Annotated in this window: 19 protein-coding genes; 10 read left to right on the top strand and 9 right to left on the bottom strand. The window is 42.0% G+C overall.

The genetic code is table 11. The features are described from left to right. Positions 1-66 precede the first annotated feature (66 nt). The 4 genes from gldE (at position 67) to COR50_RS06205 (ending at position 4213) form a co-directional block, all read left to right on the top strand. Positions 67-1416 carry a gliding motility-associated protein GldE gene (gldE, locus tag COR50_RS06220; RefSeq protein ID WP_232516289.1) on the top strand — a complete coding sequence of 450 codons (1350 nt, stop codon included), beginning with the start codon at positions 67-69 and terminating at the stop codon, positions 1414-1416. Then, positions 1409-2020 (top strand): gliding motility lipoprotein GldD, encoded by a 612-nt coding sequence (gldD, locus tag COR50_RS06215; RefSeq protein ID WP_098193190.1) that lies wholly within the window; start codon positions 1409-1411, stop codon positions 2018-2020. The genes gldE and gldD overlap by 8 nt, the downstream gene beginning before the upstream one ends. A gap of 64 nt (positions 2021-2084) precedes the next feature. Further along, positions 2085-2660, top strand: a complete 576-nt coding sequence (locus tag COR50_RS06210; RefSeq protein WP_098193189.1) for a DUF3109 family protein — start codon at positions 2085-2087, stop codon at positions 2658-2660. Between the two features lie 167 nt (positions 2661-2827). Beyond that, positions 2828-4213, top strand: a complete 1386-nt coding sequence (locus tag COR50_RS06205) for a LutB/LldF family L-lactate oxidation iron-sulfur protein (RefSeq protein ID WP_098193188.1) — start codon at positions 2828-2830, stop codon at positions 4211-4213. A 102-nt stretch (positions 4214-4315) separates the two neighbouring features. Here the strand turns inward: COR50_RS06205 and COR50_RS06200 are convergent, their stop codons facing one another. The 9 genes from COR50_RS06200 to COR50_RS06165 form a co-directional block, all read right to left on the bottom strand. After that, complete coding sequence (locus COR50_RS06200; RefSeq protein ID WP_232516288.1) at positions 4316-5125, bottom strand: aldo/keto reductase; 810 nt, start codon at positions 5123-5125, stop codon at positions 4316-4318. Positions 5126-5153: 28 nt separating this feature from the next. Further along, positions 5154-5315 (bottom strand): hypothetical protein, encoded by a 162-nt coding sequence (locus COR50_RS22550; RefSeq protein ID WP_232516287.1) that lies wholly within the window; start codon positions 5313-5315, stop codon positions 5154-5156. 298 nt (positions 5316-5613) lie between these two features. Further along, positions 5614-7020: a hypothetical protein gene (locus COR50_RS06195; RefSeq protein ID WP_098193187.1), complete on the bottom strand. Its 1407-nt coding sequence runs from the start codon at positions 7018-7020 to the stop codon at positions 5614-5616. Then, positions 7010-7585: an RNA polymerase sigma factor gene (locus COR50_RS06190; protein WP_098193186.1), complete on the bottom strand. Its 576-nt coding sequence runs from the start codon at positions 7583-7585 to the stop codon at positions 7010-7012. Before COR50_RS06190 ends, COR50_RS06195 begins: the two co-directional genes overlap by 11 nt. 132 nt (positions 7586-7717) lie before the next feature. Continuing rightward, positions 7718-9235: a bifunctional phosphoribosylaminoimidazolecarboxamide formyltransferase/IMP cyclohydrolase gene (gene purH, locus COR50_RS06185; RefSeq protein WP_098193185.1), complete on the bottom strand. Its 1518-nt coding sequence runs from the start codon at positions 9233-9235 to the stop codon at positions 7718-7720. A 13-nt stretch (positions 9236-9248) separates the two neighbouring features. Beyond that, positions 9249-11303, bottom strand: a complete 2055-nt coding sequence (locus COR50_RS06180; protein ID WP_098193184.1) for a ComEC/Rec2 family competence protein — start codon at positions 11301-11303, stop codon at positions 9249-9251. A gap of 117 nt (positions 11304-11420) precedes the next feature. Continuing rightward, a complete protein-coding gene (carB, locus tag COR50_RS06175; RefSeq protein WP_098193183.1) occupies positions 11421-14237 on the bottom strand; it encodes a carbamoyl-phosphate synthase large subunit in 2817 nt (938 codons plus the stop codon). 326 nt (positions 14238-14563) lie between these two features. Then, on the bottom strand, positions 14564-15013 hold the full coding sequence (locus COR50_RS06170) for a hypothetical protein (RefSeq protein ID WP_098193182.1): 450 nt from the start codon (positions 15011-15013) through the stop codon (positions 14564-14566). Between the two features lie 97 nt (positions 15014-15110). Then, complete coding sequence (locus tag COR50_RS06165) at positions 15111-15680, bottom strand: helix-turn-helix domain-containing protein (RefSeq protein ID WP_098193181.1); 570 nt, start codon at positions 15678-15680, stop codon at positions 15111-15113. A 126-nt stretch (positions 15681-15806) separates the two neighbouring features. On the opposite strand from COR50_RS06165, the gene COR50_RS06160 reads away from it, so the two are divergent. The 6 genes from COR50_RS06160 (at position 15807) to acs (ending at position 23985) form a co-directional block, all read left to right on the top strand. After that, positions 15807-16049: a hypothetical protein gene (locus COR50_RS06160; RefSeq protein ID WP_098193180.1), complete on the top strand. Its 243-nt coding sequence runs from the start codon at positions 15807-15809 to the stop codon at positions 16047-16049. Positions 16050-16105: 56 nt separating this feature from the next. Then, positions 16106-16417, top strand: a complete 312-nt coding sequence (locus COR50_RS06155; RefSeq protein WP_098193179.1) for a hypothetical protein — start codon at positions 16106-16108, stop codon at positions 16415-16417. A 40-nt stretch (positions 16418-16457) separates the two neighbouring features. Continuing rightward, the gene (locus COR50_RS06150; RefSeq protein ID WP_098193178.1) at positions 16458-18899 is read left to right on the top strand and encodes a mechanosensitive ion channel family protein; all 2442 of its coding nucleotides are present in this window, start codon (positions 16458-16460) and stop codon (positions 18897-18899) included. Between the two features lie 393 nt (positions 18900-19292). After that, positions 19293-20450, top strand: a complete 1158-nt coding sequence (locus tag COR50_RS06145) for a tetratricopeptide repeat protein (RefSeq protein ID WP_098193177.1) — start codon at positions 19293-19295, stop codon at positions 20448-20450. 333 nt (positions 20451-20783) lie between these two features. Beyond that, positions 20784-21848, top strand: a complete 1065-nt coding sequence (locus tag COR50_RS06140) for a hypothetical protein (RefSeq protein ID WP_098193176.1) — start codon at positions 20784-20786, stop codon at positions 21846-21848. Between the two features lie 220 nt (positions 21849-22068). Continuing rightward, on the top strand, positions 22069-23985 hold the full coding sequence (gene acs / locus COR50_RS06135; RefSeq protein ID WP_098193175.1) for an acetate--CoA ligase: 1917 nt from the start codon (positions 22069-22071) through the stop codon (positions 23983-23985). The last annotated feature ends 349 nt before the right edge of the window (positions 23986-24334 follow it).

Here is a 24334-nt window from a genome sequence, read left to right as displayed (position 1 = left end):
GTAATTTTAACAGGGACTTCTTTCCCATTATTTTTTTAAATTTATTGTTGATCAAAGCGTATACCCTTGGTTCATCATCAGGCAGATACCATGCCCTTAATTGCTACCCTATTACAAGTTGCCGGCACACCTACGCCGAATATTGTCGTATTCCTGCTGGTAATACTGGTTTTACTGATGCTGTCCTTCATCGTTTCCGGTGCGGAAGTAGCTTTTTTCTCCATGAATTACAAGGATTTGAACGTCCTTAAAACCCGGCAAAATGCTTCCGGCAAACTCATTACCAAGCTGTTGGAAAAACCTAAATCCTTGCTGGCTTCCATGCATATTGCCCAAATCGTCGTGGCAATAGCTTTCGTCTTGGTAACCAATTACCTTATCACCCAGATGGAGGCGCTGGAAAACATGATCGTGATCTCCGTGATGCTTCGCATTATCATCATCCTTTTCGTACTCATGTTCTTCGGTCAAATTTTACCAAGAACATGGGCGGCTCAAAATAACATCCGTTTCGCAACTTATTTCGCATGGTTCGTTCATATCATTCATGCCACGCTAGAACCCCTAAGCGACTTTTTCGTGGCCATGGGCGATACCATTGAATATAAAGTTTTTAACAGGAGCCTTAAACCTGTTAACTATCACGAGATTGACGAAGTGATAGAAATGAGTGTTGACCCCGGCGCTTCCCAGGAAGAGAAAAATATCGTCCGCGGCATTCTCAAGTTCGGCAATATCGAGGTAAAGCAAATTATGCATACCCGTTTAGATGTAAGCGGGCTGGAATATGATCTTCCTTTTTCGAAAGTCGTAGAGCAGGTGGCCGAATTACATTATTCCCGGCTCCCAGTTTACAAGGGTAACCTGGATACTATAGTCGGAGTAATCCATACTAAGGACTTGCTACCCCATGTTGACAAAGGCGATGATTTTGATTGGCACGAAACGATGCGGCAACCTTTTTTCGTACACGAACATAAATTAATCGAGGATTTATTGAACGAATTTCAAACGCGGCATATGCATTTTGCCGTGGTCGTAGACGAATTTGGGGGTACATCCGGCATCGTAACTTTAGAAGATATCATCGAGGAAGTAATCGGTGATATCAAGGACGAGTTTGATGAAGATGAGTTTAATTTCAACAAGGTTGATGACCATACCTACGTGTTCGAAGGCAAAACGATGCTAAATGACGTTTGCAGGATAATGAATATTTCTCCCGATACTTTCGAATCCGTAAAAGGAGAAAGTGATTCCCTCGGGGGATTAATTTTAGAATTAGCGGGAAAATTCCCCGAGGAAAACAGCGTTATTACCTATGAAGACTTCGATTTTACTATCTTGGAGGTCACAAAGATGCGTATCGAAAAAATCCAGGTGAGCATGAATCCCGGTTTATTAGAAAATGAATAAGTACAGCGTGAAAGCCAAGTTCCTAGTAATTATATTATTTTTTTGCAGTGCCTTCGTTGCCTGCCAAAACAATTACACTCCCAAGCCTAAAGGATATTTCCTGATCGAATTGCCCGAAAAATCGTACCGGTTATTCAACGAACCCGGGTACCCGTATACGTTTGAATATCCAACTTATGCTAACATCGTGAAGGATACCACCTTTTTTGATGAGAAAGCAGAAAATCCTTACTGGATCAATATCGAGTTCCCGGAGTTTCACAGCAAATTATACATGAGCTATAAGATTATCGGCGCCAATAAGCGTAACTCTTTTGAAAACCTGGTCGATGACGCTTTCAAATTAACCTACAAGCATACTTACAAAGCCTCCTATATTGATGAGCAGGAATTTAGTACCCCAAACAATGTGTACGGCCTGTATTATAACGTGGGCGGTAATGCGGCTTCCGCGAAACAATTTTTCGCTACGGATTCCACCAAGCACTTTATAAGGGGCGCACTTTATTTTTATGCGCCGCCAAATGCCGATTCCCTGCAACCGGTCATCAACTTTTTACAGGCAGATATGTATCATTTGGTAGAAACGTTAAAATGGAAATAAATACATCTTACCTTTGCAATAGAGAATGCTAATTCCCGGGAGGGGTAGCAGTTAATTGTGCAACATGATTGTAATTGATGATAAGTACATCAGCGATGAGCTGATAGAGAAGAATTTCGTGTGTAACCTCACTGCATGTAAAGGTGCGTGCTGTGTGGCAGGTGATTGTGGCGCCCCCTTAGAAGCCTCCGAATTGGACGTTTTACCTCAAATCTACCCCATAGTAAAGCCTTACCTAAGGGCTGAAGGCATAAGGGAAATAGAAAAACAAGGTTTTCACACCGTTGATGATGAGCATGGATACGTGACTCCCCTTGTAAACGGCGGTATTTGTGCATATGCAACGATAGATGATAAAGGTATCGTGGGCTGCGGTATAGAACAAGCTTTTAACGATGGAAAAATCGATTATAAGAAACCGGTTTCCTGCCATCTTTACCCTATCCGGATTACTAAATATCCGGGGTTTGAAGCAGTAAATTACGATCGTTGGGATATCTGTAAACCCGCGTGTAAAAATGGTAACAAATTACAAGTGCCGGTATACAGGTTTCTTAAAAATGCTATCATCCGCAAATACGGGGAAGAATTTTATGAAGTTCTCGACAAGATAGCGCAGAACCAACATAAAGATCAATAATGAGCTTTATATCAACTTATGGCTTAGATTTTGCAACAATTATTTAATAACTGTTGTTATTTACCGCTAAAGGGCGAAATATTTCCCGGGATCGGTTAATTCGGTATTAAATCTTAACAGGTAAAGTTGTCTATCTTTACTACATCAATTCATTACCAATTGGGCTTATGAGCAAATTAGCAACGAACTTCTTAGAAGAAAGTCAGCTGAAAGCAAAGGATCTGAATCACAGGAATACCATCAATTTTAATATTGGTAAATATAATGCTGCTGTCAAGAATGGGAAACTCCAGTTTTCTGAATTAATGACGGCACGTGAAAGAGCTAAAAATACCAAGTGGAGAGCTATCGAGCATCTCGATAAATCATTGGAAGATTTTGAAATGAATTTCACTCGCCGCGGTGGTAAAGTAATTTGGGCCGAAGATGCACAGCATGCCCGTGAGGAAATTTTAGCCATCTGCAAAGCTAAAAATTGCAAAACCGTGGTGAAAAGTAAATCTATGGCCACGGAAGAAATTCATATCAATGCTTTCCTTGAAGAAAATGGTATAGAAAGCATAGAAACGGATCTCGGTGAATATATCCAGCAAATGGATAATGAACCGCCTTACCATATCGTAACCCCGGCTATGCATAAAAGCAAGGAAGATATCGCGCAATTGTTCCATGAAAAACTCGGTACAGAACCGGCTTTGAACCCGGAACAACTCACGCTAGTTGCCCGCGATAAACTCCGTAAAAAATATCTTGAAGCCGAAGTAGGTATCACCGGGGCAAATTTCATTATTGCCGATATCGGCGGTATCGCGGTTACCGAAAATGAAGGAAATGGTAGGTTAACGACCACTTTTCCCAAAACACATATCGCGCTGGTTGGTATTGAAAAGGTAATACCCTCATTATCAGACCTTGCCTTATTCTGGCCATTACTAGCAACCTTCGGAACAGGGCAAAAAGTAACTTCCTATAATACGATCCTTTCCGGCCCAAAGCAAGAAACAGAGCCAGACGGACCGGATGAAATGTACGTGATATTGATCGACAACGGTCGTACCAACATCCTTGCCGATACCGTGGCTCGCGAAAGCCTTTACTGCATCCGCTGCGGTTCCTGCCTGAATGCTTGCCCCGTCTATAAAAATATAGGTGGGCATACTTATAAAACTACTTACAGCGGTCCTATCGGTGCAGTAATCACACCGCATTTGAGAGGGATGGAAGAATATATGCACCTCAGTTACGCATCATCTTTATGCGGTAATTGTACGGAAGTTTGCCCCGTAAGGATTAACCTGCACGAATTATTATTGCATAATAGGCATAAAGCCGTCGAAGAAAATTATACTTCGGGCAGTGAGAAAATGGCTTGGTTTGGTTGGAAACAGGTGAGCTTAAGCCGCAGGATGATGAATTTAGTGAGCGGCAATACGAAAAATTTCTTCATGAAACGTTTCTTCCGTAAAGCCTGGGGTGAAGACGACAGGGAATTGCCGATTTTTTCGCCTAAATCCTTCAACCAACTTTGGAAAGAAAAACGGGGTGGAAAATAGCTGGTATATTGAAGCATTAAAATAAATTATTTTAACAGGGTCAACATAATGAGCTTCTTAGAGCTAGTTATGATGACCCTATTTTATTTATCTTAACCGGGCCTAGCGCGCTCCCACCCAATGAGGATAAATTGGAGCCTGCCTGGAAATATCGTCCAGTTCCAGGAGCTCTTCCCCTGTTAACGCCCAATTTACCGAATCCAGGTTCTCGATTAACTGGCTTTCGCTCCTTGCGCCGATGACGATATTGGAAACAGAATCGCGGTGCAACAACCAATTTAAAGCTACTTGCGATATCGTTTTGTTTCTTTCACCTGCAATTCGCTCTAAGACATCTACAACATTATAAACCAATTCGATATCAACAGGAGGTGAACCAACTGCCCCGCCCGATTGAATGCGGCCCGGAGCTACCGGTTGATCACGTTTTATCTTCCCAGTTAGCCTTCCCCAACCGAGGGGGCTCCATACCATCAAACCCAAGCCCTGGTCCTTAATCAACGGTAATAGTTCTTGCTCGTAATCCCTCCCTATCAAGGAATAATAGCCTTGGTAAATCACGAATTTTTCCAGGTTAAGTTTTTCTGAGATTGACAAGGATTTCATTAACTGCCAAGCCGCGAAGTTGGAACAACCGATATACCTGATCTTCCCGCTCTTAATAAGCATATCGAGCGTTCTTAATGTTTCCTCGATGGGTGTATTATTATCAAAACCGTGAATGAAGTAGATATCGATATAATCCGTCCCCAGCCGTTTCAAACTATCATTTACAGCATTTACTAAATGAAACCTCGATGCACCCTTTTCATTGACACCCGGCCCCATCTCAAATGTTCCTTTCGTAGAGATGATTACTTTCTCCCTTCTTCCTTTTATTGCGGCGCCAAGAATTTCTTCCGAGACTCCCAAGGAATAAACATCGGCAGTATCGAAAAAATTAACACCCCCTTTCCAAACAAATATCTATTAAACGGGAAGCTTCTTGGATCCCGGTTTGCCCCCAGCGTCCAAAAAATTCATTCGTCCCGCCAAAAGTCCCCGTGCCTAAGCTCAATACAGGCACCTTCATGCCCGAACTTCCAAGTCTTCTATATTCCATATTTTATGGTTTTTAATCATTGTTGTCCGACTAAATTTTAACCGGGGAGCAATTTGATCCCTCAATAGTTCGATTCAATGTTCATCTGCCCCTTTAAAGCATTTTTAGTCGGACAACAATGCTTTTTAATTATAAACAAGACTGTAAAGTTCAGGCTCAATTTTTTATTATTAAAATAATTTAAATTATATAGTTCAATTATTTTAATAATAGATCATTCAATAATGATGGTGGAGTAAACATGCGGTTAACGGTATTTCTCGATTATTGAAACATGGCGGATAGCTATTCCCGGGGATTATTTTGTATAGAGTTTCCAGGTAACGTGTACTTCTGTATCGCTACCATCTGCGGGCACTTGCCAATTTGAACCCTTTTCGATTATCTTTTTAACAGCCCTGTCATACTCGGCTGAAATACTTTTCAAAAACTTCAATCCCGAAACTTCACCACTATTTCCTTTCACTTTAAATGAGAACATCATGGTACCGCTTTTTGAAGGAAGCCCGGCATGATGAAGTTGTGTGGCGAGATACAGTTTATAAGCATCCCTTCCAATTAGTGGACTTGTGCCTATGGCAGTAATTTGAATAGGTTCATTCATTTCTATATCACCATTCCCGGCATTGCCATAAAATCCTTTCCCTTTCCTATCCAGGTAAACAAATAAATCTTGATTACGGTTATTTAACTCCACCCGTTTATCATCAAAACCTTGCATCGCAAAGGTCAAGTTCTGATCCCCGGCATCATCAACCAGCATTCTAAATTTCCCCGAGGAGTCGGTGCGGGTATAACTTTGATTGCTTTTGCTTTTAATCAGCACATTGGCAATCGCATCATTGGTGAATTTATCTACAAGGTATGCATCCACATATTTACCATTTCCATATTCTAATTCTTTACCTATCAACTTTCCTTTCATCTCACCTATCGTGTCAAGGTAGCTAGCTGCAGTGGATCTCATGATAAGAATCGTATCTATCTTATTAGGTTTTAAGCCGAATGCAATTTGCCTACCTGCATTTTTACTTGGCATTTTCGCCTTGTATTGCATCAACCCGGCGCTATTTCCTTCCCGCTTAGCGTAAGCCTGTTTTGCATCCCGCGCGGCAGGACTTACTTCCGACATTGCGGGCGGCGCCTCTGCCTTGTTAGGCTTTGCCTCTCCTTCAAACGGCGGTTGTTCAGGTTTTGCATCCTTGATTGCCTTATTGTCTTCCTTAATTTCTTTAGGACTGGATTTCTCTCTTAGCCTAACATTATCTACATTATCTACACCGGGAGAATTACTAACGCTGTCCTTCTCAACTTTCGGTGCAACAACAATTTCCTGGGCCACCTTGGCGCTATTTCCTGTTTCCCTTTCCCATACCCAGAAAGAGCCGACAGATAAGAGTACGAGGATTACTGCCGCTGCTGCCCAACGGTAATCAACCTTTCTTTTCTTATTAATGTTTACGATCAACGGCATTTCGGAGCCACCACTTTCCACGACCCTGGCTTGCAAGCGGGCATTCAGATCATCCAGGTTTTTAGATTGATCAAAATCCCTTTCCGCGTAACCTTCCAGGGCTTCCGCTAAGAAGGGATCATCCAAAGCTTGTCTTTCCAGGTCATGCATAGCCTTATCATCCAATTTCCCATCGAGGTACTTTTGGATGTTTTGCGGGGTAGGTTCAATATGTTGATTACTATTGGCCATGCTGTTTATCCATGCAATTTTTTAAATTTCTTTTGCCGTTCTGTATATAGCTTTTTACTTTATTCATCTCATAACCCGTGATAGACACGATTTCCCTGTAACTTTTTTCTTGTAAATAAAACAGGTTAACGCTTTCTTTTTGCTCTACAGGCAATGTTTCAAGGCATTTTTCCATCGCCTGGAGATTATCTTCCAGGTTATTTCCATTTTCATGATGTTGAATTTCCCCTGATTCCATAACCGGGTGACCGGTAATTACGAGTGATTCCTTATTTTTAGCGGAGCGTATTTTCATAAGGCAATGGTTGCGCGTGAGCACGTGGAGCCAGCTCTTAAAATTTTGCACTTCATGTTGCTTTAGCTTTTGGATTAACTCCTCGAATATTAGCATTACGGCATCCTTACTAGATTCTTCATCGAAGTATTTCAAGCATACCCCGTAAACAAGGCCCATATAGCGTTGGTACAAGGCAGCCAAATAATCTAATTCCCCCGTGGATTTATATTTCCGGATGAGGGAATCATCGCTGGCGTCTTGCAATATGTTCTCTTGAATAAACTTCATCTAGATCGAAAATACCCTTCCAAAGTAACCATTTTTTTTGAAACAGCCTGTTAAAACCACTAAAAATGAAAGCGCCTCGGTACTGATTACCAAGGCGCTTTATATGGAGATTCTCCTCTCTATTTTAAATTATCAGTGCCTGAAATGGCGCATGCCTGTGATTACCATCGCCATACCATTTTGTTTGGCAAAATCGATAGAATCATTGTCCCTGATGGAACCACCCGGCTGGATCACGGCAGTAATCCCGGCTTCGTGTGCAATACTGACACAATCATTGAAGGGGAAGAATGCATCGGATGCCATCACGGCGCCATTTAGATCAAATTGGAATTGACCCGCTTTCTCAATCGCATGACGCAGTGCATCGATCCTGGAAGTTTGACCACAGCCTTTACCAACCAATTGCTTATTCTTTACTAAAGCGATAGCATTGGATTTCAGGTGTTTACAAACGATATTCGCGAAAGCAAGATCCGCTTTTTGGGCTGCTGTAGCTGCTTGCGCACCCACTTCATTCCACTCTTTGTAATTGCCTTCATCATTGTCCTGCACCAATACGCCGCCCAATACATTTTTAAACATGGAAGCAGGCTTCACGGCTTGTTTCTGCTGCAACAGGATACGATTTTTCTTGGATTGTAATATCTCTAATGCCTCTTGATCAAAACCGGGAGCGATCAAGATTTCGAAGAAAATCTCATTTACCAAAGCTGCTGTTTCTTTATCTACATTGACATTACAAACTAAAACACCACCGAAAGCGCTTTCTTTATCACCTGCCAAGGCATCGACCCAAGCTTCTTTCAATGTTGAACGGGAAGCAATTCCACAAACGTTTGTATGCTTGATCACCGCGAAAGTTGTTTCTTCAAACTCGTTGATCAACTGGCAAGCAGCATCCACATCCACCATATTGTTGTACGAAAGCTCTTTACCGTGCAATTTATTGAACGTTTCGTCCAACTTACCGAAGTAGGTACCTTGCTGGTGTGGATTTTCTCCGTAGCGGCATACTTGCCCTACCGGAACGGAAACCTGGAAATAATCGGTTGTTTCCGCTTCTTTGAGGAAATATTGCGCGATGGCCACATCGTAATGAGCGCAAACTTCGAAGGCTTTTGCAGCAAATTGCCTACGTTCTTGCAAATTAGTAGCACCATTATTTTCAACCAGCGCTTTTTCAAGATCGGCATATTGATCCTTCGAAGCTACAATGACAACGTCTTTATAATTTTTACCGGCTGCACGGATCAAAGAAACACCGCCGATATCTATTTTTTCGATAATAGCCTGTTCTTCACTTGTATTCTTAACGGTTTCTTCGAATGGGTATAAATCTACAATTACAAGGTCGATTTCAGGGATTTCGTATTGTTTCAACTGCTCCAAGTCTTGTGGATTTTCCCTGCGGGCCAAAATACCGCCAAACACTTTTGGATGCAAAGTTTTAACGCGGCCACCTAAAATTGAAGGATAGGCAGTGAGCGATTCCACCGCTACGCAAGGCACCCCTTGAGATTCAATGAATGTTTGGGTACCACCCGTAGAGTAAATAGTTACGCCTTGTTCCCCTAATTTCTTTACGATATTCTCCAGGTTGTCTTTATAGAAAACGGAGATCAGGGCCGATTTAATTTGCTTTTGCATTGAACTGAAATTATTAGAAGTTTATTACAAACGCTCCTTCGCGTTGAATAGAAAAGTTGCGCAAAGTTAATTTGTTACATTCACTTTTCCATTTTTCTACTTGCCTGATATGTAAACGGCTGTCAAATATTATCATTTTACATGTGTAAACGGATGTTAACGCTTCCATATGCAACTTTGCTCCCCGGGTAATCACGATATAATCCAACTCGACCTTTTTACCTCTCCCTGCCGATGGCCGGGTAAATGTGCTATTAATCACCAGTACTTTTAACCCATCTGCATTAAATGCAAAATTATTTATATGTGTCAATTTTCGTATGCCCAATGCCTTTCTTGCTTGAACAACACTTGCAGGTATTTCTTTTACCCGGTTTGTAAATGCATCGCTTCCAGATATTAAGTCCATAACCAATGCATCCCTGCAATTATAAATAATGAACTTCCTTTGATGTGCCTCCAGGTATTGTTTCCATCTTAAGTTCCCTATTAAGGCCAGGATACAATATAAGCAGGACCAAGCAGCCCATCTCAGGGTATACTTCCAGGCTAATAATAGAAATATGACCAGGAAAATGCTAATGAATAAGCCTAACCTATCGAGGCGGATATTTTCAATTACGGCAGCGGGTAGGTGATACAATAACTGGTTATAGGTATCAAAATATTGAATCAAATTTCCTGATATCATACCAAGAATTTTTGCAGCGAAAGGCATCCAAGAGCATAGCATTAGCAACAATAAACTATACAAAATAATTGTCGCCGCAGGAATGCTTAACAAATTTGCCGGTAAGAAATAAAGCGGGAATTGATGAAAGTAAAATAAACAGATCGGCAAGGTGCCTACCTGTGCAGCTAATGTCACGGAAATCAATTCCCAAATTTTCTTCATTGGTAACAGCTTTGGTTTCCATAAACCAGCAACCACCGGCTGGAATAACAAGATGCTTAACACCGCTATGTATGAGAGTTGAAAACCTACATTCAGAAGATAATACGGTTCATATAAAACGAGGAAAAAAGCGGAGGCCGCCAGCGTATTAAATATAAATCCGCGCCTCGTTACCCAGAACTTCCCGGTAACTACCAAGCTGAACATAAGTGCAGAACGTAGTACTGACGGACTTCCCCCGGTTATTAATGAAAATAGCCATAAAATAATAATGATAATCAAGCCCTTCAATATCCTTCCCCGGTTACCGGGTAATACCATCGTTAACAGCTTCAATAATGATAGGTAAATTAGCCCGAGGTGTAAACCCGAAATAGCAATAATATGTATGATTCCCGTTCCTGCGTAACCAGCAATAGCCGACCTGGCCAAGTCGGCCCGGTAGCCAAGCAGTAAAGCTTCGGCCAAACCAACTTGCTTCCCGGGTATATATTTCCTTAAAACTTGTAAACAATAGCTTTTAACCCTGTTCAATTGCCAAGTAATTTTATAGGGGTTCGCATGACTTACAAGCCGCCATTTTTTAGTGGGAATATATTGTTGATGGTATACCCGCCGTAAAGCCATGTAATCTTTATATTCAAAAGCCCCAGGATTACCATTTGGAGCAAAGCTCTCCAGTCGATTTTGGATAAGCACACATTCCCCCATCCCGGGAAGGCGACTATCTAAACTCCAATACAACATTATCTTTCCCGTAGCTTTTTCAAATAGCCCGTCTTGGCGAAGGCAGGCCCTGACTTTCACTAATGATTTCGCGGAGCGGGCGCCTGGCAACGGATCTTCTAGAATTTCAACGACCCATCCAAAAGCATTTCCCTTGATGTTGTTGATATACGCCGGAGCCCGCCTGGTATCTGCTGAAATTACCGCCATAGCGCCTAAACAAAAGTACAGGCATACGATCCCTATCCCCGGCAAAGATCGCAGGCGGTATCTCCATTGGATAGCTAAGTATTTCCAGCTTAAAACGTGGATTAAGGTGGGCAACCACAAACAAGGCAGCCATTGCAATTCCAACTCGATATTTAGGGCGCAGATTACGCCTAACAGGAATGGCAACAACAGGCGTAGGAGTGGCGCCCGGTGCCACGGGTTAACAAAACGATTCATCTCATAAATTAAGAAAATTTCATCGTAGTAAAACCAACATTAACAAAAACCCACGGGAAAATAAAAGTCCTGCTAACGCTTGCTAGCAGGACTTTTCAAAACATTATTATAAAGAATTTACTTACTTAAGTACATACTTTTCTCCTTGTACAAAGTCCTGAAGTAAGGATCCCTTAAATCTTTGATAAAGCGGATCGCTTCACCGGTAGATTTCATTTCAGGACCTAGTTCTTTTACTACGTTCGGAAATTTGTTAAAAGAGAATACCGGTTCCTTGATGGCGAAACCCTCTAACTTCTTCTCGATGTTGAAGTCGGTCAATTTCTTAGCGCCCAACATCACCTTGGTAGCGATGTTCAGGTAAGGAACTTGGTATGCTTTCGCGATAAACGGCGTTGTACGGGAAGCGCGCGGGTTAGCTTCGATCACATACACCTGGCCATCCTTGATGGCAAACTGGATATTGATCAATCCCTTGATGTTCAAGGCCCTGGCGATCTTCTCAGCGTAGTACTCCATCGTCGTAACCACCATCGCGCTCAGGTTGAAGGCAGGCAATACGGCGTTACTATCACCACTGTGAATACCGGCCGGTTCGATATGCTCCATCACGCCCATTACGTGGAAGTTTTCCCCATCGAAGATGGCATCCACTTCCGCCTCCTGGCAACGATCCAAGAAGTGGTCGATCAAGATTTTATTGCCCGGTAAATGTTTCAGGAGGCTGAGTACAGATTTTTCCAACTCCTCCTCGTTGATCACGATACGCATTCTTTGGCCACCCAGTACATAAGAAGGGCGCACCAAAACAGGGTATCCAACTTCCTTGGCCACCTCGATCGCTTCATCCGTGGTGTAAGCGGTACCATATTTAGGATAAGGGATACCCAGCTCTTTCAACATGTCGGAGAAACGGCCGCGGTCTTCCGCGATATCCATATTATCAAAAGAAGTCCCGATGATGCGGATACCTTTTTCTTCCAGTTTGCGAGCGAGTTTCAAGGCAGTTTGGCCACCCAACTGAACGATTACACCTTCTGGTTTTTCCAGTTCGATGATCTCCCAGAGGTGCTCCCAGAATACCGGTTCGAAGTACAGCTTATTGGCCATATCGAAATCCGTGGAAACTGTTTCAGGGTTACAGTTCACCATGATGGCTTCGTATCCAGATTCCTGGATCGCTTGTAAACCGTGCGTACAGCAGTAATCAAATTCGATACCTTGACCGATCCTGTTAGGACCGGAACCGAGTACAACGATTTTTTTCTTACCGGTTACAATGCTTTCATTCTCCTGGTCGAAAGCAGAGTAGAAATAAGGCGTTTTGGCTTCGAACTCGGCGCTACAAGTATCTACCATCTTGTAAGTACGGACGATATTGAGCGCTTTACGTTTTTCGTACACATCATCTTCCGTGCAATTTCCGAAGAGGTGTGCCAATTGTTTATCAGAGAAACCTAATTTCTTAGCATCCTTCAACAAGCCAACCGGCACTGTTTCAAGATCATGTTCCTCCAATTGTTTTTCCATATTTACGAGATCGTTGATCTGGTGTAAGAACCAACGATCGATATGTGTATGCTGGTGGATAGATTTTACGGACACTCCGGCCATCAATGCATCTTTCAAACGGAAGATACGATCCCAGGTCGGGGTTTTGATCTTTTCGAGCAGCTCTTCATTCTTCATCAGGGATTTACCGTAATAACCTAAACCGATCGCATCGTTCTCCAAGCTCTGACAAGCTTTTTGTAAAGCCTCGGGGAAGGTGCGGCCGATCGCCATTACCTCTCCTACGGATTTCATTTGCAATCCCAGGGTTTGGTCGGCTCCTTTAAATTTATCGAAGTTCCAACGCGGCATTTTGACGATTACATAATCGAGTGCCGGTTCAAAAAATGCAGAAGTTGATTGCGTGATTTGGTTTTTCAGCTCATCTAAAGTGTAACCGATCGCTAATTTTGCAGCGATTTTAGCGATGGGGTAACCCGTTGCTTTAGAAGCCAAAGCCGAAGAGCGGCTAACACGCGGGTTGATTTCGATGGCGATGAGTTCTTCATTCTCCGGGTTCAAAGCAAACTGAACGTTACAGCCACCTGCGAAATTTCCTAAATCGCGCATCATCCTGATGGCCATGTTACGCATGTTCTGGAACGCGGTATCGCTCAAAGTCATAGCCGGGGCTACCGTGATGGAATCACCGGTATGAACACCCATCGGGTCAAAGTTTTCCACGGTACAGATGATCACGACGTTATCATTGGCATCGCGCAACAATTCCAGTTCAAACTCTTTCCATCCCAATACAGCTTTTTCCACCAACACCTCGTGAATAGGGGAAGCTTTCAAGCCCCTGTTCAGCGCTTCATCAAGTTCATCTTTGCTGTGCACGAAACCGCCGCCGGTACCACCCAGGGTATATGAAGGGCGGATAACCAACGGGAAACCGATCTCCTGGGCAAATTCTTTACCTTCGAGGTAAGAGTTGGCCGTTTTTGCAGGCGCAACTTTAATTCCCATTTCAATCATCCATTGGCGGAACAGTTCGCGGTCTTCCGCTTTGTCGATGGCCTTCACATCCACACCGATCAATCGTACGTTATACTTTTCCCATATGCCAAGCTCTTCTACCTCTTTACAAAGGTTCAGGGCAGTTTGGCCGCCCATGGTCGGTAAAACAGCATCTATCTGGTTTTCTTCCAGAATCTGTTCTATACTCTCCACGGTTAAGGGCAACAAGTAAACCCTGTCAGCCATCATGGGGTCGGTCATGATTGTAGCAGGATTCGAGTTGATCAAAATCACTTTAATACCTTCTTCCCGTAACGAGCGTGCCGCTTGGGAACCGGAATAGTCGAATTCGCAGGCCTGGCCGATGATGATCGGACCGGAACCAATGATCAGAACAGATTTAATAGTGTTGTCTTTGGGCATTTTTAGTTTTATATTAAAAAATGAAAAACCTATTGCAATTCCCCCGTCCTATCGAACAAAAAAATCGTGCAAAACTACGGCATAAAAATATTTTTTGCAGGATAAATTTTGAGAAATTTGGAGAAGGTTGAAAAAAACCGATCATCATATAACAAACCATTTAAATACATTCTTTAATACTCCGCACACTGGCTAATCTTAAAACATTAGATTATTATTCCATCCTTACAAAGTTTTAAAATAAAAAGCGCAGGCTTTTGAAGCCTACGCTTATATCATTAAGTGTATTGATCCGTAAAAATTGCCAGCCGGTGGCCGGTGCAACGCTACTTCCCGGCGAATGTCTCCGTGGGTATATCGTAGATATAGATCAATTTCCACTTTCCATCCACCTTTTGAAATTCAAAATCCCCCACGGTGGCGAGTTCCTTCTCGATCCACATCCGATCTTCTTCATCAAGCAACTTTTTACCCTTCAACGTAGCGAAGCGGTTTTCCCCGGGAGTTCCGGGTGCGGGCTGATCTAGGAATTGTTTGAAAAAAATGGTGAAATCCTTCCGTGCAACGGTCATTACGGAATTGGTACCTTCACCCTTTTTCACGACCAAGGGAAAATCTATATACTGGCTTACCGTATTGAAATCCTTTTTTACGATGGCGGTTTGCCACTTGCTCCAAAATTGCTCAAAATCCTTCGTATCGGTGTCAGGAGCTGATTGGGAGAAACTATTCATCACGAAAAGGCAAAAGCCGATTACTAGCAGGCACTTCTTCATTTGTTGGCGATTTTTTATAGGGATACGATCTAATTTATAACAAAATAATAAAAAATCGCACACATACAAATAAATTTGAATGTATTTTTTGGAAATTTTAAGCTTGTAGCCTTGCCCTTAAGGCCGCATTTTCCCGCAGCAGCTCATTGTGGATTTCAAGTAGCTGGTAATATTTCTCGCGCCATTTCACTTGTTCCGCGGTTTCGTAAGATTGATCGGGGTCTTGTAAATTAGCGTCTAGCAGGAATTCGCTCTCATGGATAGGTAGTGCTTCGCAAACTTTACGGAGCAAGTGGGGATCAAATACTTCCCTTTCAAAGATATTATACAGCGCCCGCCTGGAAATCCCCATCTTTTCGGCCAGTTTATTACGCTTAATATCCCTCTCCACGATCAGGTTTTTCAGTCTTTCGCCGTAATGAAACTTCTGCCCGGGCTCCCTTTTTGGACCTTTCCAATCATAAAATTCTTCCAGCGAAATTCCCAGCGCTTTACAAAATCTAGCGATCGTAGTTCGCTTGATAGAGTTATTCTTAAAGTACCTGTGAACGCTCTGGTTAGAGAGTTTCACCTTGCTACCAAAGTCAACGTAAGTCATGCCCAGGTCCTTGATTACCTGCTTAAGCCTGGCGCCTTCATCAATTATATTTTGTGACCCCGCGCTCACTGTAAATATTTTTTGTTATAATTGTAAAGTTTTATCACTAAAAATGATGATAGTATATTTATCAATATAACATTTTAATACGCAACAGATACATTAATCTCTTTTAACTACCCAAAAACAAAAGGCATGGTGCAAAAAAAGCGCTTGAATAAAAACCTGTTACAAGAAGCTCATAGCTTCATGTTATTGATCCCAAAGATTTTCAGGGACTCTATTTGCGAAGAATGCGGATGGAGCGAAGCAACGTTTTACCGGCGGGCTAAAAATCCGGCAGGTTTCAGCAATGCGGAAAGCGAAAAAATCATCGAAGTAATTACGCTCGTATTGAAAAAAAGCATTGCGAAAGCACAGAGAACGTTTAGACCTTAGTTTACATTATTGTAAACTATGTTTACATTTGTTAAAATTTTAAAAAACAAATTACCATGGTCATTAACCAACCCGGTAATACCTTGGAACAGCTTAGCCCCGTAATTTGCGATTTCGCAAAATCAATGCAGGACTTAGGGGATAATGTTATAAGGTATTTATCGCTTACAATTCATGTTAGGGATGGCACCAGCCGCGAAACACCCGGTTATCCATGGTACCAGTTGGCGAACCCTGGCGGTTCGGGGTATTTACAGTGCCTTAACCTTGATATTCCGATAGGCATAACATCATTTATCGCGATTGTTGACCGCGACCAGCAGGGCGGTCAAACATTAACAGCTTCGCGACCGGAAAAGCAACAATAGGGGAAACTTGCTGTTATAGTTTAAAATCCCCGTAGTTGATATGAATGTTTTCCGGCTACTGCTCGTATATTTAGTTGTTATTATCCCACTCCTTCCGCAAATTGGCCTTGCGCAAGGCATCAGTGACACCTTGGAGAAAAAACAACACCAAGTAGCTAAAGATGTCGCAGCGGTAACGGCCGACACGTCGTTGTCAACATTATTAACCAATATTGAGAATATTACCCGGATGCTAAACCGGGTCAATAATACTATGCGAAGAGGTTTCGACACCTCCAACATCTCCGGCGAACTACCGAGATCGGAGCGACTGGTGGAGGTGATCGAAAACAATGTTCAAGGCCGATCGTATATTCTCAATATGCGGAGCGTACATGCTTTGCAGGTTATACTGCTGGAGATGGAAGAAGTTAACCGCGGTTGGCAATCTTCACTGGAAGATTATAACAAGCAAATTTCGGGTATGACTTCGGAAATCAAGAGCATCCTGACAGATAGCTTGTTGTTCTCCTTACCCAGGGATCCCAAGTTGAAGCAATTATATTTTGCCCAACTGGAACAGCTGGATAAAAAATGGCGGCAGGCCGATACTGCCAACAGGAATATTTTACTACGGCTCGGTTTATTACAAAATAGGGTGGCGATGAATTATATCAACATCACCAACCTGCTCGATGAAGTGGATTACAGGATCAAGACCGCCCGTAAGACTATCTGGAACCGTGAAGAAAAGGATTTGTTCAAGATAAGCCCCGGTGATTACAAAGTACAAATCATGGACAACCTCAGGGTCTCGATGACGGCAAACAACCGGGTGTTTGATTACTACTATCGCTATAACTGGAAAACACAAATAATGAATGCGCTGATTGCGCTGGCATTTTTTTGCTGGGTTCAGTTTAACCTGCGCAGGATAGCGAAAAAATATCCGGGTGATAATAGCATATGGGTAAACGTTTCTTACTTAAGAAAAAGCGTTTTCTTCTCAACGCTATTAGTCATATTTGCCATCGGTCCTTTCGTTTATGAAAACCCGCCGATCATCTACCTTGAAATGATGTGGATGATACAAGGCATCACGGTAACCATACTCTGCTGGACCTTATGGCCGCGTTGGTTCAAGAATTACTGGATATGCCTACTGGGCTTATACCTGGTAATTGCATTTTTTAACCTGCTGCTGCAATCCTCCTTCACGGAAAGATGGATTCAATTTACCGTGCAGGTGCTTTCGATTACCATCAGTATCATTTACCTTGTAAAGCACGCGAGGCAACCTTTCCGCATACGTAAGGAAACCGCCAATGCCATTGTAACGCTGGCTATACTATTACTCTTGCTGGCGACCGGATGTAATTTATTCGGCAGGGTAATGCTCGCCAAGTTCTTAACGGTAGCGGCATTATTTAGCATGATTTCCGCCGAAGTGTTGGTAGTGGTGGTAAAAATAATATTAGAAGCTATATACCTGCATATTGAAGCCAACAAGGATACAAGCCGCATGGCAGCATTCTTCGATTACAACAAGATTAAGGAGAGCCTGAAATACCTGCTGTACTTCGCGGTGTCTATCCTGTGGATGGTTACGCTAACCCGCAACCTGAACTTATACGATATTGTTCATGGCGAAGTGGCCCGTTTCTTGTCCGTGGAGCGCAAAATCGGCAACAGCAGTTTCAGTTTCAGTAGTATCTTGATCTTCTTCGTGGTGATTGCGGTGGCGGTATACGTGTCCAAATTAATGAAATACCTTTTCGGCGGATCGCAAAAAAGCGGTGGTACGGCAAAGCCGAGATGGGGCAACGCCGTTCTGCTACTAAGGATCGTAATACTCGGAAGCGGCATCTTCGTGGCTTTTGCAGCATCCGGCATACCGTTCGACAAGTTAACCATCATTATCGGGGCATTGGGCGTCGGTATCGGCTTCGGGTTGCAGAATATTGTTAACAACCTTGTTTCGGGAATCATCCTCGCATTTGAACGGCCTATACAGATTGGCGATATAATCGATGTTGGCAACAAAAGCGGCACCGTTAAAGAAATTGGCATCCGTGCAAGCAAGATCGAAACATTTGAGGGTTCGGAAATCATCATCCCCAACGGCGATCTTATCTCCCAACATTTAACTAACTGGACGCTCTCCAACCGGACACGCCGCGTTGATATCGTGGTTGGCGTTGCTTACGGATCGGATTTGAAACTTGTAAAAACATTATTAACAGGAATACTGGAACAGCAAGAACACATTTTTATCAATCCGGCGCCGCTCATTTTTCTCAAGGACCTGGGTGAAAGTTCTATCGATTTTCAACTGTTCTTCTGGTTGGATATCAGCAATATGCTCGGCACGAAAAGCGAAGTTTTAGACAAGATCTATTATACCCTCCAACAGCACAATATCGAGATTCCCTTCCCACAAAGAGATGTACATCTTAAATATCCTTCACCTACCGACGAAACCAAAAGCGCGGGCAATGAATAAATATAAAATTTCATTATTGTCCGACTAAATTATCAATGAAAAAATTATAATCGCCTTAAAAGTTCGATTCAATGTTCATCGGCTCGTTTCTTGTACTTTTTTGCTTGCCCAAAAAAGTACTAAAAAAGGCACAAATTGGCCATCACGGCCACCAATTTGATCGCTCGATCCAGCTTTTGTGCTACTGTATGGCTTCGCGATTAAAAGTGCGAAGTTCCACGGTTTTGTTGGCGGGGCTGAATAGATCATCCTTCGCTTATATCCTTGACCAGGTAAGGAATCCAAGTACCTTTAAAGCATTTTTAGTCGGACAACAATGATAAATTTTTTTCAACCCGATTTCTTCCTTTCAAACTAATTCCTTAGTTTTAATAAACTAAAAAATTAGTTAAGATGAATAAAATCACCAGGAACCTAGCTATTATTTTGCTTTCGATCTTCGTAAGTGCGCCCGCAGCGGCGCAGGAAGCCGGCATTGACAGGTCGGTTGTAATGGATTATATGCAGATGCAGCAATACGGGGATGCGCTGCAATACATATTGCCGAGGTATGATTCCAATTCGGTGAAAGATCTAAACCTGCTTGCATACACATACTATGTTAACGGTCAAACTAATATTTCAAGAAACACTTACCAGCAGGTATTAGATCTCGATTCCAGCAATATCCAAGCCTTACAGTATATTGCCTTGATCTATTCTAATAACGAGGAGTTTGAACGGGCGGTGGATTATTATCAAAAACTGGTTGAAATCAACCCTGCCAATTATTACTATTACAAGCAAATGGGGAGTATTTATAGCAAGCTGCAACAGCCCGATTCAGCCTTTGCCAATTATCAAACCGCGTACCAGCTAAATAATAAAGACGCCCGCGTCGTAAGTGCTTTAGCTGATATTTTAATTGATAAAAAAGACTATAAATATGCTGATAGCATATTAAATCGATACCTATTTACAGATTCGTCTCAACTTAGTATTATTAATGTAGCGATCCGTTCAGCCTACAATCAAAAAGATATGAAAAGGGTCGTAAGCTTCGGGGATGTATTAGTAAACCTGCATATAGTGTCGCCATCAGCATTTCAGTACGTTGCGGTAGCCAATTACTATTTAAAAGAATATAAAGATTGTATTAAAACCTTCGAATATCTTGAGTACTTCAAAACCGCCCCGGCGCTGGTCAAGTATTACGCGGCACTCTCCTATACCGAATTACATGATTACGATAAAAGCAACGAGCTTTTGCTAGCTTGTATTGAAGAAACCAAAAGCGATGCGCTGGGAAATTATTATTCCGCGTTAGGGAATAATTTCAATCAAATGAAACAATACAGAACAGCTATCAAACAATTTGATACAGCGTACTATATGAACCGCGGCACTTATACTCCCTACGCTATTGCCACTATATATGATAGCAAGATGAACCTACCTAAAGCTGCGAAAAGATATTACCAATTATACTTGAAAGAAGCCAATAACAGTGAAGATAGAAATGCAGAGGTCGACAAATACGTGCGGGAAAGGTTGAAGCAAATTGCTCAATAACCAAGTCTTAGCAAATAATTTATATAAAGGCAGGTCAGCATTACATGCTAGCCTGCCTTTTTTTTAAGATATTGATAACACTTTATCATTTATATTCGCTTTATAAATGCATGAAGAAGTGTGTATATATTGATACGGCATTCAATATATATTTCCTAGTAACTAAAACTTACCATCCTGATTGGTATAACAACTGTATTTGTAAATAACAAGAAAACATATTGAAATCAACAGATGTAACGGCATATTACTATATGCTGAATAACCTAACTATATGCTGTATTTAACAATATAAATACATATCAATATTTATCGAATCAACATTTTTCTATCATGAGACCCTTCTTATTGCTCTTAATTTCTATTATACTTTATTCATGTCATCAAGGTACCCGTTCTACGATTCAATATTTTGATATAAATGATTTTAAAGTTGAAAAGAAACTGACCGGGGAAGTCATCGATCTGTACACCGATCAACCCTTGCAGTATTCCATGATAAATGATACCATGGTAATTGTAAGCAGGGAATATATAAACAAAAATAGTTTCGAGATTTTTAACCTTAATAATAAACGTAAAGAATTTGAATTAACTTATCCTAACGAAAATACAGCAGCATTACTATTCAATTTATTCTATAAAAAAAATCATCGGCCATACATTTATTCACACACTTATTTAATGCCTGGTGATATCAAGATGCGGAAAATTAATACGGATTCGCTATTAAGATATAAAAATGCTTATATTCCCAAAAGCTTCTCCCTTCCTACCTTTGCAAAAGATTATGATTTTATCGATGCTGATAGCTTAGTAGTTTCCAATAATTATTACAGTGATATCGAAAAATTTAAAAATCCATCTTTACAATCCATCTACAAAATCAAGCTGGGTGATGGCCAACCTTTCCCAGATAGCTTAATAAAATTTAACACGAGAAGTATATCTGCCGACTTGATAGCTGTTTCCGAGAAGTACGACCGCATCTTATCGCTTGATGCTTACCTAAATAAAATCAGGATTTATGACAAGCGCTTGTTGCTGAAGAAAACGCTGATTGGCCCAGGTGAAGATCATCTAAACCCGGGTATAAAAAATGATTCAACCATCTATTACCATAATAGCTACAACTCGAACACCGGGGTTTTCAGCACGGCGGATCATGTATATGTTTTATACTACGGGAAAGAAGTATCTCCATCGAATCCAAAAGATATTCCGCCTAATGCAGCCGATGTTTTCAAAATAACATGGGATGGAGATTTAATTGCCCATTATACTTTGAACGACCCGGTATCTAATATTTATATTGATAGCAAGGAAGAAAATATTTACGGGACACATTATATAGACGAGCAAATAAAGCCAACATTTTTAAGATTTAGCATACGGTAAGGCTCCCTCCTATCCATCAATATTTAAGATTCTTTTGAACCCATTTTCACATGACAACCGCAGCCGGTTATAATACTGACGGTGCGGATTGCCATAATCAACCATTTGTTAATTTTTGAAAATTTTCAAAGAGAATACTCGATTATTCTAAGGATAGCTAAAATTATATGGGAATCTTTATTAAATTTAGAGCACGTAATGAAAAAACTGATATTAACTCATGTCGTATCCGTACCAAATCAAAAGCTTTGAAGAATATCAACAGGCTTGGCAGTATAGTGTAACCGATCCCGAGGGATTCTGGGCACAAGTGGCTGATAACTTTTATTGGCGCAAAAAATGGGATCGTGTTTTAGAATGGAATTTCAAAGATCCCGATGTTAAATGGTTCCAAGGGGCGAAACTAAATATTACCGAGAACTGTCTCGACCGCCACCTGGGTACTTTAGGCAACCAGCCCGCGATTATATGGGAACCCAACGATCCGGAAGAACGGCACCGCGTTTTAACTTACCGCACTTTATATAACAAGGTTTGCCAGTTTGCCAATGTCTTAAAAAACAACGGTGTAAAAAAGGGCGATAGGATTTGTATTTATATGGGCATGATCCCGGAGCTGGCCATCGCCGTTTTGGCCTGCGCACGTATCGGCGCCATACATTCCGTGGTTTTTGGCGGCTTCAGCGCACAATCTATTGCTGACAGGATACAAGACGCGCAATGTAGCTTGGTCATTACTTGCGACGGTGCATTCCGTGGCGGCAAAGACATCCCGTTAAAATCTGTCATCGACGATGCCCTAATCGGCTGTCCTTCGGTAAAAAAGGTAATCGTCTGCACCCGCACCCGTACCCCGGTAAGTATGCTAAAAGGTCGCGATGTATGGTGGGAAGATGAGATCAAGGCCGTGGAAACACAAGGCAACCCGTCTTGTCCTGCCGAGGAGATGGATGCCGAGGATGAACTTTTCATATTGTATACCTCCGGCTCTACGGGCAAGCCGAAGGGGGTTGTCCACACTTGCGGCGGCTACATGGTTTACGCCAATTACACATTCGTCAATACCTTTCAATATAAACTGGGCGAAGTATTTTTCTGTACGGCAGATATCGGCTGGATTACCGGCCATAGTTATATCGTATACGGGCCGCTTAGCGCCGGCGCAACCACTGTAATGTTTGAAGGGATACCTACTTTTCCCGATGCCGGGAGGTTTTGGGATATCGTGGACAAGTTCCGCGTCACTACATTATATACTGCACCAACGGCGATCCGTAGCTTAATGGGCTTCGGTTTAGGGCCGGTAAATCATAAAGATCTCAGCTCTTTACGTAAATTAGGCTCCGTGGGAGAACCGATCAACGAAGAAGCATGGCACTGGTTTAAAGATAATATCGGTAAAGGCCGATGCCCCATCTCCGATACCTGGTGGCAAACGGAAACAGGTGGTATCATGATTACGACCCTCGCAGGTGTAACTCCTGAAAAACCTGGCTATGCTACCCTTCCGATGCCTGGAATCCAACCGGTTTTGGTAGATGAAAATGGTAAAGAGATCGAAGGAAACGGCGTTTCCGGTAACCTTTGTATCAAGTTCCCATGGCCTGGCATGATCCGCACCACGTACGGTGATCACGAGAGATGCCGCAAAACTTATTTTGCTACCTACGAGAACCTTTACTTTACAGGTGACGGCTGCATGAGAGATGAAGAAGGGTTTTACAGGATCACGGGCCGCGTAGATGATGTGCTAAATGTAAGCGGTCACAGGATCGGGACTGCCGAGGTAGAAAATGCTATCAATATGCACGCAGGAGTGGTAGAAAGTGCCGTGGTAGGCTATCCGCACGATGTAAAAGGACAGGGAATTTACGCGTTCGTGATATTGGAAAACATGTCTAAGGACTTGGATCTATTCCGTAAGGATATCATACAAACTGTTTCCAGGATCATCGGGCCTATTGCCAAACCAGATAAGATTCAATTTGTTTCCGGCTTGCCTAAGACACGTTCCGGTAAGATCATGCGCAGGATATTGCGTAAAATCTCTGAAAATGAGCTTGATAACCTTGGTGATACTACTACTTTGCTTGATCCAGGAGTTGTTGAAGAAATCAAAAGAAACAGATTGTCATAAGTTTATTTGTCATCTTTTAATATTTGGGAAAAGAGGTCATGCAGATGACCTCTTTTTTTATTAGGATATCTTTAATATGAAAATATAAAACCCGGGTGTTTAATACACCCGGGAACTCAAACCATGAAAACTTAAACTATGAAAGGAACAACTTCAAAAATTCTTTCTATCAATTGAAAAGTAATATTTATTGACTTGTTATAATTATGTACGCAAATAAACTGTGATTGGATTTTCAACTAAATTACAGGTTCGGCAACTGGGATTAATTACGGCTAATCATCGCTAATGTTACTCAAATTTACAGTTGTTGGTTTATGGTTCAGTAGTAGGTGCCTTTTCGCTTTCA

The sequence above is a fragment of the Chitinophaga caeni genome (genome assembly GCF_002557795.1).
Taxonomy (GTDB): domain Bacteria; phylum Bacteroidota; class Bacteroidia; order Chitinophagales; family Chitinophagaceae; genus Chitinophaga; species Chitinophaga caeni.
The sequence above is the reverse complement of the archived record's forward strand: the minus strand, read 5'-3'. Positions and strand labels throughout refer to the sequence as shown.

What these genes read in the sequence shown, in the direction of transcription:
- acs (WP_098193175.1), top strand. Translation starts at nt 22,069, where the DNA reads ATGTCGTATCCGTACCAAATCAAAAGCTTTGAAGAATATCAACAGGCT.
- COR50_RS06180 (WP_098193184.1), bottom strand. Translation starts at nt 11,303, where the DNA reads ATGAATCGTTTTGTTAACCCGTGGCACCGGGCGCCACTCCTACGCCTG.
- COR50_RS06160 (WP_098193180.1), top strand. Translation starts at nt 15,807, where the DNA reads ATGGTGCAAAAAAAGCGCTTGAATAAAAACCTGTTACAAGAAGCTCAT.
- COR50_RS06140 (WP_098193176.1), top strand. Translation starts at nt 20,784, where the DNA reads ATGAGACCCTTCTTATTGCTCTTAATTTCTATTATACTTTATTCATGT.
- carB (WP_098193183.1), bottom strand. Translation starts at nt 14,237, where the DNA reads ATGCCCAAAGACAACACTATTAAATCTGTTCTGATCATTGGTTCCGGT.
- COR50_RS06195 (WP_098193187.1), bottom strand. Translation starts at nt 7,020, where the DNA reads ATGGCCAATAGTAATCAACATATTGAACCTACCCCGCAAAACATCCAA.
- COR50_RS06150 (WP_098193178.1), top strand. Translation starts at nt 16,458, where the DNA reads ATGAATGTTTTCCGGCTACTGCTCGTATATTTAGTTGTTATTATCCCA.
- COR50_RS06155 (WP_098193179.1), top strand. Translation starts at nt 16,106, where the DNA reads ATGGTCATTAACCAACCCGGTAATACCTTGGAACAGCTTAGCCCCGTA.
- COR50_RS06170 (WP_098193182.1), bottom strand. Translation starts at nt 15,013, where the DNA reads ATGAAGAAGTGCCTGCTAGTAATCGGCTTTTGCCTTTTCGTGATGAAT.
- COR50_RS06145 (WP_098193177.1), top strand. Translation starts at nt 19,293, where the DNA reads ATGAATAAAATCACCAGGAACCTAGCTATTATTTTGCTTTCGATCTTC.
- purH (WP_098193185.1), bottom strand. Translation starts at nt 9,235, where the DNA reads ATGCAAAAGCAAATTAAATCGGCCCTGATCTCCGTTTTCTATAAAGAC.
- COR50_RS06190 (WP_098193186.1), bottom strand. Translation starts at nt 7,585, where the DNA reads ATGAAGTTTATTCAAGAGAACATATTGCAAGACGCCAGCGATGATTCC.
- gldD (WP_098193190.1), top strand. Translation starts at nt 1,409, where the DNA reads ATGAATAAGTACAGCGTGAAAGCCAAGTTCCTAGTAATTATATTATTT.
- COR50_RS06210 (WP_098193189.1), top strand. Translation starts at nt 2,085, where the DNA reads ATGATTGTAATTGATGATAAGTACATCAGCGATGAGCTGATAGAGAAG.
- COR50_RS22550 (WP_232516287.1), bottom strand. Translation starts at nt 5,315, where the DNA reads ATGGAATATAGAAGACTTGGAAGTTCGGGCATGAAGGTGCCTGTATTG.
- COR50_RS06205 (WP_098193188.1), top strand. Translation starts at nt 2,828, where the DNA reads ATGAGCAAATTAGCAACGAACTTCTTAGAAGAAAGTCAGCTGAAAGCA.